Origin of the sequence: Streptomyces hydrogenans (assembly GCF_014656075.1) — a bacterium.
Lineage (GTDB): Bacteria > Actinomycetota > Actinomycetes > Streptomycetales > Streptomycetaceae > Streptomyces > Streptomyces hydrogenans.
The window spans coordinates 1-13222 of sequence record NZ_BNBS01000172.1 but is presented as its reverse complement, the minus strand read 5'-3'; the positions used below and the strand labels follow the sequence as shown (position 1 = coordinate 13222).

Here is a 13222-nt window from a genome sequence, read left to right as displayed (position 1 = left end):
GCGCGCCCGACCCGGCCGGCCCGGAGCCGCCCCGGCGGCGCTCCCCCGACCCGGCCGTCGCGCACCCCCACCCGCACCCCGGCCCCCGCTTCCGGCTCGACCTCCACCGGCACCTGTGGGACGCGACCCGCGCCGGGGAGCTCCGCGACCGGTCGGGCGCGGACCTGCTGCCCGCCCTCCCGGCCGCGCCCGACGACCCGCCGGGCCCCGGCTGGGCCGTGGACCGCTGGGCCGCCGAGGTCCGCCTCCTGCTCGCCGCCGACGGACGGACCGCCGGCCCCGTCCTCGTACGCCTCGGGGCCCGGCACCGGATCCTCCTCACGCCCGAACCCGACGGGGCCCTCCGCAGCGTGCCCGCGCCGCCGGGCCGGGGACCGTACGGACCCCGGGGCGAGCGCGGGGACGGCCGACCGGCCCTCCTCCCCGACGCGGCGACCTGGACCCCGCCCGACCTCGCGCTGCTCCGCGCCGGACTCCTCACCCCCGACGACCTGCACCCGCTCGTCGCGGAGGCGCTGGTCCCCGGCCACCGGACCACCCGCCGGACCGGTCCCGACGACGGCCGGCGGCTCGTGGACTGCCAGGGGGGCCGGCACCGCATCGGCCTCGTCGACGGCGTCCTCGTGCCCCTCGACCACGCGCCGGCCGAACTCCGCCGCGAGGAACTCCTCGTCGCCCTCGGCGGGACGCCCCTGCCCTGTCTGCGGGTGATCGACGAGACCCACCGCAGGCCCGACTGCCTCACCGGCGTCCGCGAACGTCTAGCCCACGGCGACACGGCCGGCGCGCTCGCCGTCGTCGAGGCGCTCCTCGGCCCCGGCGCGGCCCTGCGCGACGGCCCCCTGCGCGAGGCCCTCGAACGGGCCGCCGAGCGGAAGGTCCTGCACGGGCTCTACCGCACCGGCCTGCGCGCCACCGGCCCCGCGAACGTCGCCGAACCCCCGCCCGCACCTCTGCCCGACCCGGACCGCGGCCCCCTCCGACGCCCCCGAGGCACCGACTTCGACGCCCGCGAGACCCGCCGCGCCCTCGGCCACCGCGACCACCCCCGCCACGCCCTCGCCCGCTGACGCCCGCACCCGCCGCCCACCCGTCCGTACGTCGCACCCTGGCCCGTCGACCCGCGGCACCCGCCGCCCCCTTCGCACGACGCCTTCCCCGAACCCCGGCCGGACGCACCGACGGCCTCCGTCCGTACGCCACGCCCGGGCCCGTTGACCGCGGCACCAGCCGCCTACGCGGCACTACGCCTTCCCAGAAACGCCCGCTCGACGCACCGACGGCCTCCCCCCGTACGCCACGCCCTTCCCACTCCGCCGCCGTGCCCCGGCACGCCCGCACCCACCCCAGGTGATCACCCATGCGCACCCGCCCCGCCCCGCACCCCGCCCCCCTCGACGTCGCCGCCGACCTCCTCGCGCTCCTCGGCGACACCCGCACCGAACCCCGTGCCGACGACCAGCTGGAGGCGCTGACCCTGGCCGTCGCCGCCGACCTGCCCGTCCTCCTGTGGGGCGAGCCCGGCATCGGCAAGACGGCGGCCCTCACCCGGCTCGCCGAGGAACTCGACCTGCCGCTCACCACCGTCATCGCCAGCGTCCACGAACCCACCGACTTCTCCGGGCTGCCGATCCTCGGCGACGACCCGGCCGTCCGGGGCGTGGCGATGGCCCCGCCCGACTGGGCGGTCCGCCTCGTCCGGGAGGGCCGCGGCCTGCTCTTCCTCGACGAGCTGTCCACCGCACCGCCCGCCGTCCAGGCCGCCCTCCTCCGGCTCGTCCTGGAACGCCGGGTAGGCGCCCTCACCCTCCCGCCGGGGGTACGGATCGTGGCCGCCGCCAACCCCCGCGCCTCGGCCGCCGACGGCTGGGAGCTGAGCGCCCCGCTCGCCAACCGCTTCGTCCACCTGCGCTGGACCCACGAACACGAGGTCGTCGTCCGCGGCCTCGGCGGCACCTGGCCCCGCGCCACCCTGCCCCGGCTCGCCCCGGAGCGCCTGCCCGACGCCGTGGACCACGCCCGCCGGGCGGTCTGCGGACTGCTCGGCAGCCGCCCGACGCTGGTCCACCGGCTGCCGGGGGAGGAGACCCGCCGGGGCGGTCCCTGGCCCTCGCCCCGCAGCTGGGACATGACCCTGCGGCTGATCGCCTTCGCCACCGTCGCCGGCTCCTCCCGCGACGTCCTCTCCCTCCTGGTCCGGGGCACCGTCGGCGACGGCCCCGGCTTCGAACTCCTCGCCTGGCTCGACCGGATGGACCTCCCGGACCCCGAGGACCTGCTCGCCGACCCGTCCGGCGCCCCGCTGCCCGAGCGCGGCGACCGGCGCCAGGCCGCCCTCGAAGGCGTCGTGGCCGCCGTCCGCGAACGCCCCGCCCGCGAGCGCTGGGACGCCGCCTGGGCCCTGCTCGCCCGCGCAGCCGAGACCGGCCCGCCGGACCTCGTCGTGGTGCCCGCCACCACGCTCGCCGCGCTCCGCCGCGACGACTGGGACGTCCCCGTCGCCATCGAACGCCTCGCCGGCGCCGTCGACCTCTCCCGCCGCGCCGTCCGCCCCGTCGTGGCCGGGGGACGCCGATGAACCACCCGACCGCCCCCTCCGCGGTGCGCCCGGCCGAGCGGGAACCGGACACCGCTCCCGCCCCCTCCGCAGCGGCCCCGTCCCGGGAGACCCCGGACCCCGCCCGCGCCGCCGGGGTCCCGGCCGAGCGGGCCCTGGACCACGACAAGCTGTACACCGCCCGCCTCTACGCCGTCCGGGTCCGCCCCTACCTGGCCACGGCCCTCTTCGCCCTCCGCGTGGTGCCGTCCCGGGCCGTCCCCACCATGGGCGTCGACCGGCACTGGCGGATGTACGTCTCCCCGGGCTTCGTCGACCGGACGCCGATGCGGGAACTGGCCGCCGTCTGGGTCCACGAGGTCGCCCACCTGCTCCGCGACCACCACGGCCGGGGCGACCGCCTCGCCCGCGACCTCGGCCTCGACGGCGAGGCCGAACGGCTGCGCATGAACATCGCCGGCGACTTCGAGATCAACGACGACGTCTACGGCGACGGACTCCCGCGCCCGGCCGGCGCGCTGCGCCCCGAGATGCTCGAACTGGCACCCGGGCTGCTCATGGAGGACTACGTCCGGGCGGTACGGATCACGCCGAACGGCCCCGCGATGGCCTGGCTCGACTGCGGCAGCGGCGCCGACGGCCGCGACCGCGCCTGGGAGCTGGGCCCCGACGGCGCCGACGGCCTCACCCCGCAGGAACGCGCGGCCGTCGTCCACCGCGTCGCCCAGGGCATCAAGGGCCGCCCCGGCTCCGCCCCCGAAGCCTGGGAGCGCTGGGCCGAGCAGGTCTGCCACCCGCCGCAGCCCTGGCGCGAACTCCTCGGCGCGGCGATCAGCGCCGCCGTCGCGGCCGGGGCCGGCGGCGACTACAGCCACCGCCGTCCCTCCCGCCGCGCCGCCGCCCTCCCCGGCGTCGTCCTGCCCAGCCTCCGCCGCACCCCGCCGCACGTGGCCGTCGTCATCGACACCTCGGGCTCCGTCTCCGACACCGAACTCGGCAGCGCCCTCCTGGAGGTCGCCGCCCTCACCCGCGCCGTCGGAGGCCGCCGCGACCTCGTCTCGGTGATCGCCTGCGACGCTGCCGCCCACTCCGCCCAGCGGCTCTGCGCCGGCGCCGACATCCCGCTCCTCGGAGGAGGCGGCACCGACCTCCGCGCCGGCTTCTCCCGGGCGCTGCGTCTGAGCCCCCGCCCCGACGTCCTCGTCGTCTTCACCGACGGCCAGACCCCATGGCCGGAAAGCGCCCCTCCCTGCCGCACGATCGTCGGTCTCTTCCCCCGGCCGCCCGCCCCGGACTCCGAGGACGGCGGGGACGAGGAGGACGACCACCTGCTGCGGCCGCCGTCGTGGGCGCGGGTGGTGGAGATCGGCTGAGGTGGCCGGATCGCACATCCACCCTCCCGGATCCGGCCGCGTAGCCTGAACCCCATGAGGCAGGACGCCGATCCCGGGCTCTTCGGGCCCCGTTCCGTGACCTGGCAGCTGCACGGCGACCCGGTGATGTGGATCGCCGGGGTGCGGGCCCTGTACCTCCAGGCCCTGCACCCCGTCGCCGTGCGCGGAGTCATGATCAACAGCAGCTTCCGGGAGGATCCCTGGGGGCGGCTCATGCGGACGGCGAGCTTCGTCGGGACGCTCAGCTACGGGACCCGGGAGGCCGCCGAGGCGGCCGGAGCCCGGGTGCGGCGGATCCACCGGCTGCTCGGCGTCGACGACCCCGCGCTGCTGCTCTGGGTGCACTGCGCCGAGATCGACTCGTACGTCTCCGTCGCCCGCCGCTCCGGACTGCCGCTCACCGGCGGGACCGCCGACCGCTACGTGGACGAGCAGCGCGCCTCCGCACGGCTCGTGGGGCTCGACCCGGCGGACGTACCGGCCACCCGGGCGGGGCTCGCCGCCTACTTCGCCTCCGTCCGGGGCGAACTCGCCGCGGGCGAGGACGCCCGCGCCGTGCTCGACTTCCTGCGCAGGCCGCCCGTCCCGCCCGCGCTGCTCGCCGGGCGCGCCCTGGTGTGGCGGCGCGTCAGCTCCCTGGCGTACGACACGCTGCCGGAATGGGCCCATGACCTCTACGGCCGCCCGGTCCCGCCGGCGGCCGCCGTCACCCGGCGCCTGACGTCCACCGCCCGCCTGCTCCGCCGCGTCCCCGCGACGCTCCGCTGGCGCCTGCCGCCCGGCCACATCCTGCGCGCCATGGAACGCCTCGGGCCGGACACCCGACCCGACCCGTACACACTGTCCGACCCTGCGGCCATACTGGACAGGCCGGAGAGCGTGCACGAAATCGACGGGGGCGACGGCACACGATGGGGGACATCAGACTGATCCAGGGGCGCTACCGCCTGCACGAGGTCATCGGCCGCGGCGGGATGGGCGAGGTGTGGCGTTCCACGGACGAGGCGCTGGGCCGCGGGGTCGCGGTCAAGTGCCTCAAGCCGCTGGGCCCGCACCAGGACGCCGGCGTGCAGACCGTGGTCCGCGAGCGGTTCCGCCGCGAGGCCCGGGTCGCGGCCGCGCTCCAGCACCGGGGCATCACCGTCGTCCACGACTTCGGCGAGTACGAGGGCGTGCTCTTCCTCGTCATGGAGCTCCTGGAGGGCCAGAACCTCAGCCAGCTCCTCGCCGCCAACGCCCGCAACCCGCTCCCGGTCCACGAGGTCGTCGACATCGCCGACCAGGTCGCCGACGCCCTCGAATACACCCACCGCATGGGCATCGTGCACCGCGACCTCAAGCCCGCCAACATCATGCGGCTGAGCGACGGCACCGTGAAGATCTGCGACTTCGGGATAGCGCGCCTCGGCGCCGACATGGGCTTCACCTCACGCCTCACCGGTACCGGCATCGCCATGGGCACCCCCCACTACATGTCTCCGGAGCAGATCGGCGGCGGCGACATCGACCACCGCAGCGACCTCTACTCGCTCGGCTGCGTCCTGTACGAACTCGCCACCGGCGCGCCGCCGTTCGACCTCGACGACTCCTGGGCCGTCCTCGTCGGCCACCGGGACACCGTGCCCAGCCCGCCGCGCGTGCTCCGCTCCGAGCTGCCCGACTACTTCGACCGGCTCGTCGTCGACCTCCTCGCCAAGGTGCCCGACCAGCGCCCGCGCGACGCCTCCGACCTGCGCCGCCGCATCACCACGGGGCGCACCCTCGGCGGAGGGCCGCACGTCCCGCCGCCGATCCCGGCCGACCCCACCGACGGCCTCGGCCACACCGTCCCGCTGCCGGAACCCGGCGCCACGCGCGCGTGCGCCCGGGCCGTCACCGGCGGGCCGCGCCCCGCCGCGCCCGGCACGCCCCGCGTCGCCGCCCACGACCCCGCCGCCGACGTCCTCACCACCGAGTGGACGACCGCCGGGGCGCCCACCGAGGGCCACGCCCGCCCCACCACGGACGCCACGCCCGAACTGCTCGCCGTGCTGGCCGCCCGCCACCGGGCCGGACTCGGCCTCGGCCGGCTCGGCCGCTGGGCCGAGGCCGAGGACCTGCACCGCTCCGTCGCCGGCGACCGCACCCGGGTCCTCGGCCCCGACCACCCGGACACCCTGGCCAGCGCCTACGAGGTCGCCTTCGCCCTGGGCCGCCTCGGTCGCACCGCCGAGGCCCTGGAGGCGTTCGAGCGCGTCGCCGACGCCCGCTCCCGGGTCCTCGGCCCGGACCACCCCGACACCCTGGCCGCCCGCCAGGAGGGGGCCTTCACCCTCGGCCGGCTCGGCCGCCACGCCGAGGCGCACGCGCTGTACGCCGAGGTCCTCGCCATCCGTGAGCGCACGGCCGGCCCCGACCACCCCGACACCCTGCGCTGCCGCCACAACCTCGCGTACACCCTCGCCCGGCTCGGCCGCCTGGAGGAGTCGTACCGCACCGGCCTGGCCGTCGCCGACACCCGGACCCGGCTGCTCGGCGCCGACCACCCCGACACCCTCGTCACCCGGCACGAACTCGCCCACACCCTCGGCCGCCTGGGCCGCGCCGAGGAGGCCCTCGACCAGTACCGCGCGGTGGCCGAGGGGCGGGCGTCCTCGCTCGGCCCGGACCATCCGGACACCCTCGCCGCCCGCTACGAGACCAGTGCCTGCCTCGGCCGCCTCGGCCGGGCCGCCGACGCGCTCGCCGTCTGCCGGGACCTGGTCGCCGTGCGCACCCGCACCCAGGGCGCCGACGCCCCCGAGACGCTGCGGGTGCGGCACGCCCTCGCCCTCCACCTCGCACGGCTCGGCCGCTGGCAGGAGTCGCTCGACACCGCCCAGGCCGTGCACGCGGCCCGCCGCCGGGTGCTCGGCCCGGATCACCCCGACACCCTGCGCAGCCGCCGCGAGGCCGCCGTGGTCCTCGGCCGGCTGGGCCGCTGGGACGAGGCCCTCGCCCCGCTGCGGTCCCTCGCGGAGGCCCGCGCCCGGACCCTCGGCCCGCTCCACCCGGACACCCTGTCCGCCCTCGCCGACCTCACCCACTGCCTGGACCGGCTCGGCCGCCACACCGAGGCCGACGCCGTCCGCCGGGGCGGCGCCGTCGCTCCGGACGGCCGGGGTCCGGGCTGACCGACCGCCTCCGGTACGCGCCGAGTCGGCCCGGGCCGCGCTGATTTAATGACCGGTGTGATCATCGACCGCCCCGGCGACCCCGCCTCCGAGTCCCGCCCGCCCGCCGACGACGCGGCCCGACAGGCCGCCGCCGGCCCCGCCCCGGTCGACGTCGACCTGTGGCAGCTGCGGGTGGACCAGCTCGCCGAGGAGGACCTCGACCCCTCCGAGCTCGACGCCGAGGAGCGCGTCCGGCTCGGCAGCCCCCTGCGGGTCGCGGACCGGCTCCGGTACGGCATCGGCCACGTCGCCCTGCGCCGCCTCCTGGCCCGGCGCCTCGGCGTCGGCCCGGCCGCGGTCGCGTACCGCCGCGAACCCTGCCCCGGCTGCGGCGACCTCCACGGTCGCCCCGCCCTCGACGGCCCGCCCGGGGCCCCGCACTTCTCCCTGTCGCACAGCGGGGACGTCGTCCTCATCGGCATCGCCGCCCGGCCCGTCGGCGTCGACGTCGAGAGCTTCCCCAGGCCCGCCACCGTCCGCGAGGTCACCTCCGCCCTCCACCCGGCGGAACGGGCCGAGATCGCCGCCGCCGGACACGCGCCCGACGCCTTCGCCCGGATCTGGTGCCGCAAGGAGGCGTACCTCAAGGGCATCGGCATCGGCATGGCCCGCTCCCTCGACAAGGACTACCTCGGCGAGCACGACCCCTCCGCGCTCCCCGAGGGCTGGGACGTCCGGGGCGTGCCCACCGCCGACGGGCACGCGGCGGCCGTCGCCGTCCGGGGCCCCATGGGACGCGTCCGTACGAGTTGGCTTCCGGCCTCCTTCGTGACCGCCGCCGGCGTCGGCGAACCCTCCTGATCAGCGGCGACGTCCCGGCGTGAAGCTGAACTGCGAGCGCGCTTAAGAAATCCTCGATGGACCGCCGGCCCCCGGTACGGAAGATTCGTCTCCGAGGATCTTGGGCGCGCGCGCGTGCCCTGACCCGTACATCACAGGACACGCACGTCGGGAGCCGTGGCATTGAAGGCGTTGGTCAAGCTGAAGGCGGAGCCGGGACTCTGGCTCACGGACGTGCCCGAGCCGGAGACCGGTCCGGGGGACGTGCTCATCAAGGTCAAGCGGACCGGGATCTGCGGCACCGACCTGCACATCCGTTCCTGGGACGGCTGGGCGCAGAAGACCATCGCGACCCCGATGACCATCGGCCACGAGTTCGTCGGCGAGGTCGTCTCCGTCGGGCGTGACGTCTCCGACATCGCCGTCGGCGACCTCGTCAGCGGCGAGGGCCACCTCGTCTGCGGCAAGTGCCGCAACTGTCTCGCCGGCCGCCGCCACCTCTGCCGCGCCACCGTCGGCCTCGGCGTCGGCCGCGACGGCGCCTTCGCCGAGTACGTGGCGCTGCCCGCCTCCAACGTGTGGGTGCACCGCGTCCCCGTCGACCTCGACGTCGCCGCGATCTTCGACCCGTTCGGCAACGCGGTCCACACCGCGCTCTCCTTCCCGCTCGTCGGCGAGGACGTCCTCGTCACCGGCGCCGGCCCGATCGGCATCATGGCCGCCGCCGTCGCCAAGCACGCCGGCGCCCGCAACGTCGTCATCACCGACGTCAGCGAGGAGCGCCTCGACCTGGCCCGCAAGACCGGCGTCTCCCTCGCGCTCAACGTGGCCGAGAAGACCATCGCCGACGGCCAGCGCACCCTCGGGCTCAAGGAGGGCTTCGACGTCGGCCTGGAGATGTCGGGCAACCCGCACGCCATGCGCGACATGATCGCCAACATGACCCACGGCGGAAAGATCGCCATGCTCGGCCTGCCGAGCGAGGACTTCGCCGTCGACTGGGCGAAGATCGTCACCTCGATGATCACCATCAAGGGCATCTACGGCCGCGAGATGTTCGAGACCTGGTACGCCATGTCCGTCCTCCTGGAGGGCGGGCTCGACCTCTCGCCGGTCATCACCGGCCGGTACGACTTCACCGACTACGAGACCGCCTTCGACGACGCGGCCTCCGGCAAGAGCGGCAAGATCATCCTCGACTGGACTGCGGGAGCCTGACCCATGTTCGATTCCGTACGCGACGACATCCGCGCCACCCTCGACGAGATCCGGGCGGCCGGCCTCCACAAGCCCGAGCGCGTCATCGGCACCCCCCAGTCCGCGACCGTCGAGGTCACCGCCGGCGGACGCCCCGGTGAGGTCCTCAACTTCTGCGCCAACAACTACCTCGGCCTCGCCGACCACCCCGACGTCGTCGCCGCCGCCCACGCGGCCCTCGACCGCTGGGGCTACGGCATGGCCTCCGTCCGCTTCATCTGCGGCACCCAGGAGGTCCACAAGGAGCTGGAGGCCCGCCTCTCGGCCTTCCTCGGCCAGGAGGACACGATCCTCTACTCCTCCTGCTTCGACGCCAACGGCGGCGTCTTCGAGACCCTCCTCGGCGCCGAGGACGCGGTCATCTCCGACGCCCTCAACCACGCCTCCATCATCGACGGCATCCGCCTCTCCAAGGCCCGCCGCTTCCGCTACGCCAACCGCGACATGGCCGACCTGGAGCAGCAGCTCAAGGAGGCCACCGAAGGCGGCGCCCGGCGCAAGCTGATCGTCACCGACGGCGTCTTCTCCATGGACGGCTACGTCGCCCCGCTCGCCGACATCTGCGACCTGGCCGAGCGCTACGACGCCATGGTCATGGTCGACGACTCGCACGCCGTCGGCTTCGTCGGCGCCGGCGGCCGCGGCACCCCCGAGCTGCACGGCGTCATGGACCGCGTCGACATCATCACCGGCACCCTCGGCAAGGCCCTCGGCGGCGCCTCCGGCGGCTACGTCGCCGCCCGCGCCGAGATCGTCGCCCTGCTGCGCCAGCGGTCCCGCCCGTACCTCTTCTCCAACACCCTCGCCCCGGTCATCGCCGCCGCCTCCCTCAAGGTCCTCGACCTGCTGGAGTCCGCCGGCGACCTGCGCGACAAGCTCAACGCCAACACCGCGCTCTTCCGCGGCCGGATGACCGAGGAGGGCTTCGACATCCTCCCCGGCGACCACGCCATCGCCCCCGTCATGATCGGCGACGCGTCGGAGGCCGGAAGGATGGCCGAGCTGCTCCTGGAGCGCGGGGTCTACGTGATCGGCTTCTCGTACCCGGTCGTCCCGCAGGGCCAGGCGCGCATCCGCGTCCAGCTCTCGGCCGCCCACTCCACCGAGGACGTGAACCGCGCGGTGGACGCGTTCGTCGCGGCCCGGGCCGAGCTCCAGGGCTGAGTCACCCTCCCGGCCTGGGAGACTGGGCACATGATCGAAGCACGGCGGTTGCACATCCTCCGCGCGGTGGCCGACCACCGCACGGTGACGGCGGCGGCCGCCGCGCTCTATCTCACCCCCTCGGCGGTCTCGCAGCAGCTCGCAGCCCTGGAGCAGGAGACCGGCCACCGGCTCGTCGACCGCAGCGCCCGGGGCGCGCGCCTGACGCCCGCCGGGGAGATCCTGCTGAGCCACGCCAACGCCGTCCTCGCCCAGCTGGAGCGGGCGGAGGCGGAGCTGGCCGCGTACGGCTCCGGCGAGGCGGGCACCGTCACGGTCGCCGCGTTCGCCACCGGCATCGGACTCGTCGTGGCTCCGGCCATCGCGGCGCTGGCCACGACGGCGCCGGGCATCCGGGTCAGGGTGCGGGACGCCGAGGGGGACGAGAGCCTGCTGATGGTGCTGGACCGGCAGGTGGACGTGGCCGTGGCCGTCGAGTACCGGGGCGCGCCCGCCGAGGACGACGACCGGCTCACCCGCGTCCCGCTCTACGCGGAGCCCTTCGACGCGGTGCTGCCGCCCGACCACCCGCTCGCCGCGGGGGAACGGGTCGCGCTGGGCGACCTGGCCAAGGACGCCTGGATCGGCCAGTCCGCGGGCAACCCCTGCCACGACGTGACCGTCCTGGCCTGCGAGTACGCCGGGTTCGCACCCCGCTTCGAGCACGTCTCGGACGACTTCAGGGCCGTCGTCGCGCTCGCCGCCGCCGGCGCCGGCGCGGCACTGGTGCCCCGCTCGGCCCTGCGCGGCATGGACCTCACGGACGTCGCGAACCGCCCCGTCGAGGGCGTCGCGCCCACCCGCCGGGTCTTCGCGGCCGTGCGCCGGGGCGCCGAGGACCACCCCCTCATCGCCCCCGTGCTGACCGCCCTGCGCACGGCGGCCGCCCCGGGCCCGGGCGCGCCCTGAGGGCTGCCGGACTCCGGGGCGGCCGGTCCGCGGGCCGCGTCTAGGCGGCGGGCACCGACTGGGGGAAGCGGAAGAAGCCGTGCGGGTCGTAGGCGCTCTTGACCCGGCCGAGCGCGGCGAGGTTCGAGCCGTAGTAGGCGTCGGCCCAGCCCGTGAGGTCGGGGTCCGGGAAGTTCGCGTACGAACGGCCGTTGGAGTACGGGTCGACCGCGCCGAACACGCCGTCCAGCCACAGCCCGGCGGCGGCCTTGTCCTCGTCGGTGAGGTAGGCGCCGTTCAGGCTCGTGGTGATGGTCGCGCTGTACAGGGCGTCGCGGTGCACCCAGGCCGTGGAGTCCACGGCCGGGAGGTTGGCGTTCTTGCCCAGGCCGAGCAGGCTGACGACCCGGAACTGTCCGGCCCTGCGGTCGGCGTCGAAGGCCGCGAGCAGCTCGTCCACCCCGGCCTGCGGAAGCACCCGGCTGAACATGCGGCCGCGGTTCTTGACGTAGGCGGTGCGCGGCAGCGACGCCTCGGGCGTGCTGCCGGTGGTGTGGCAGGCGTCCACGGTCTTGTCCTCGCAGCCGAAGACCCGCATCATCGCCTTCTCGTACGTGAGGTCCTGCACCACGCGCGTCGCGGGCTCGCTGCCGATCAGCCCCGACAGCGTGCGCAGTTCGGCGTCGAGCGCCTCCATCGAGCCGAAGTGGACGCCGGAGACGACGAACACGGGGACGGCCCCCGGGCGGGCGTCGGGCATCCGCAGGACGCCGCCGCAGGCCAGGTCGGCGGAGCCCTGCGCCGTCCACTCCAGGTAGCCGCCGATCGCGGCCTGCGCCTTGTCCCACGTCCAGGTGAGCGTGTAGTGCCCGACCCGGGTGATCGACGTCGGCCTCATCCGGTAGTCGGTGATCACCCCGAAGTTGCCGCCGCCGCCCCCGCGCAGCGCCCAGAACAGGTCGGGGTGCTGCGTCTTCGACGCGGTGACCACGCGCCCGTCCGCCAGCACCACCTCGGCCGAGAGCAGCCGGTCGGACGCGGGGCCGTACTTGCGGTACTGCCAGCCGGTGCCGCCGCCGGTGATGAAGCCGCCGGGGCAGACCGTGGGACAGAAGCCGGCGGGCACCGTCAGGCCGTACGGGCTCAGCCGCGGCACGACGTCCACCGTCTGCACGCCGGGGCCGAGCCGGACCTCGCCGGCGCCGGGCAGGACCCGGTTCATCCGGGTCAGGTTGATGACGAGGCCCTCGGTGGTCGACCAGCCGCCGTAGTTGTGGCCACCGCTGCGCACCGACGCGTGGATGCCCTGGTCCTGGGCGAAGCGGATGCAGGTGCTGACGTCCTGCGGCGTCTCGCAGAGCGCCACCGCCTGCGGGTATATGGAGTCGAACTGGGCGCTCGCGAGCTTCCTGGCACCGTCGTAGGCGGTGTCGGCGGGCAGGACGACGTCGCCGGTGAGCGACGCGCGGAGCGACTCCCACTTCGCCTCCGTGCCCGACGAGGTGCGGGCTCCGGCCGAGGCGGCCGTGACGATTCCACTTGCGGCGGCGGTGAGACCCGCGCCGGCTCCCAGTAAGGTCCTGCGGCTGATCATCCTGTCCCTCTCCCTTGGTTCTCGGTGATGTGGTTCCGTGAGCCCCGCCGGTGACGGCGCGTCACTCCGCGCCGGACACGCGCCAGGCGTCGATCCGGCCGGCCAGGACGTGCGTGGCGATCTGGTCCGGGCGGGCCCGGAAGCCGCTGAGCATGACCGGCACGCCCAGGGCGGTGCGGACGGCGTCGGCCGTCTCCAGGGCGTCCAGGACCGCCTCCGGGTCCGAGGTGCCGTCGGACGGGGCCGCGAGGTCGGCCAGGTCGCACAGGCCCGCCGCGCGCAGCACCCGCAGCCGGCCCTCGGCCGCCTTCGCCGCGTCGGCGAACTCGGTGCGCACGGCCACGGCCCGGCCGGC

Annotated in this window: 11 protein-coding genes; 9 read left to right on the top strand and 2 right to left on the bottom strand. The window is 75.8% G+C overall.

Annotated features, from left to right (window positions below; all coding sequences use genetic code 11):
- The 9 genes from IE321_RS38085 to IE321_RS38045 all read left to right on the top strand — a co-directional run.
- Nucleotides 1-1070, top strand: a 1070-nt coding sequence (locus IE321_RS38085) for a hypothetical protein (protein ID WP_190226276.1), incomplete at its 5' end; no start/stop codon positions are given.
- A 290-nt stretch (nt 1071-1360) separates the two neighbouring features.
- Nucleotides 1361-2578, top strand: a complete 1218-nt coding sequence (locus IE321_RS38080) for an AAA family ATPase (protein WP_190226275.1) — start codon at nt 1361-1363, stop codon at nt 2576-2578.
- Complete coding sequence (locus tag IE321_RS38075; protein ID WP_190226274.1) at nt 2575-3930, top strand: vWA domain-containing protein; 1356 nt, start codon at nt 2575-2577, stop codon at nt 3928-3930. Before IE321_RS38080 ends, IE321_RS38075 begins: the two co-directional genes overlap by 4 nt.
- Before the next feature lie 54 nt (nt 3931-3984).
- A complete protein-coding gene (locus IE321_RS38070) occupies nt 3985-4881 on the top strand; it encodes an oxygenase MpaB family protein (protein WP_190226273.1) in 897 nt (298 codons plus the stop codon).
- A complete protein-coding gene (locus tag IE321_RS38065; protein WP_190226272.1) occupies nt 4863-7103 on the top strand; it encodes a serine/threonine-protein kinase in 2241 nt (746 codons plus the stop codon). The genes IE321_RS38070 and IE321_RS38065 overlap by 19 nt, the downstream gene beginning before the upstream one ends.
- Nucleotides 7104-7151: 48 nt before the next feature.
- Entirely contained in the window at nt 7152-7946 is a 795-nt protein-coding gene (locus tag IE321_RS38060) for a 4'-phosphopantetheinyl transferase family protein (protein WP_190226271.1), read from the top strand.
- Nucleotides 7947-8108: 162 nt separating this feature from the next.
- A complete protein-coding gene (gene tdh, locus IE321_RS38055; RefSeq protein ID WP_043220219.1) occupies nt 8109-9143 on the top strand; it encodes an L-threonine 3-dehydrogenase in 1035 nt (344 codons plus the stop codon).
- 3 nt (nt 9144-9146) lie between these two features.
- Complete coding sequence (locus IE321_RS38050) at nt 9147-10346, top strand: glycine C-acetyltransferase (RefSeq protein WP_190226270.1); 1200 nt, start codon at nt 9147-9149, stop codon at nt 10344-10346.
- 30 nt (nt 10347-10376) lie between these two features.
- Nucleotides 10377-11294 carry a LysR family transcriptional regulator gene (locus tag IE321_RS38045; protein WP_043220223.1) on the top strand — a complete coding sequence of 306 codons (918 nt, stop codon included), beginning with the start codon at nt 10377-10379 and terminating at the stop codon, nt 11292-11294.
- Nucleotides 11295-11334: 40 nt separating this feature from the next.
- Here IE321_RS38045 and IE321_RS38040 read toward each other — a convergent pair whose 3' ends face one another.
- Together IE321_RS38040 and IE321_RS38035 are read right to left on the bottom strand one after the other, a co-directional pair.
- Complete coding sequence (locus tag IE321_RS38040) at nt 11335-12867, bottom strand: FAD-binding oxidoreductase (RefSeq protein WP_043220225.1); 1533 nt, start codon at nt 12865-12867, stop codon at nt 11335-11337.
- A gap of 61 nt (nt 12868-12928) precedes the next feature.
- Nucleotides 12929-13222: hypothetical protein (locus IE321_RS38035; protein ID WP_190226269.1), on the bottom strand; the 294-nt coding region annotated here is incomplete at its 5' end.

Excerpts from the sequence above, each read along its gene's own strand:
- IE321_RS38060 (WP_190226271.1), top strand. The coding sequence starts at position 7,152 with ATGACCGGTGTGATCATCGACCGCCCCGGCGACCCCGCCTCCGAGTCC.
- IE321_RS38075 (WP_190226274.1), top strand. The coding sequence starts at position 2,575 with ATGAACCACCCGACCGCCCCCTCCGCGGTGCGCCCGGCCGAGCGGGAA.
- IE321_RS38045 (WP_043220223.1), top strand. The coding sequence starts at position 10,377 with ATGATCGAAGCACGGCGGTTGCACATCCTCCGCGCGGTGGCCGACCAC.
- IE321_RS38065 (WP_190226272.1), top strand. The coding sequence starts at position 4,863 with ATGGGGGACATCAGACTGATCCAGGGGCGCTACCGCCTGCACGAGGTC.
- IE321_RS38040 (WP_043220225.1), bottom strand. The coding sequence starts at position 12,867 with ATGATCAGCCGCAGGACCTTACTGGGAGCCGGCGCGGGTCTCACCGCC.
- IE321_RS38050 (WP_190226270.1), top strand. The coding sequence starts at position 9,147 with ATGTTCGATTCCGTACGCGACGACATCCGCGCCACCCTCGACGAGATC.
- IE321_RS38080 (WP_190226275.1), top strand. The coding sequence starts at position 1,361 with ATGCGCACCCGCCCCGCCCCGCACCCCGCCCCCCTCGACGTCGCCGCC.
- IE321_RS38070 (WP_190226273.1), top strand. The coding sequence starts at position 3,985 with ATGAGGCAGGACGCCGATCCCGGGCTCTTCGGGCCCCGTTCCGTGACC.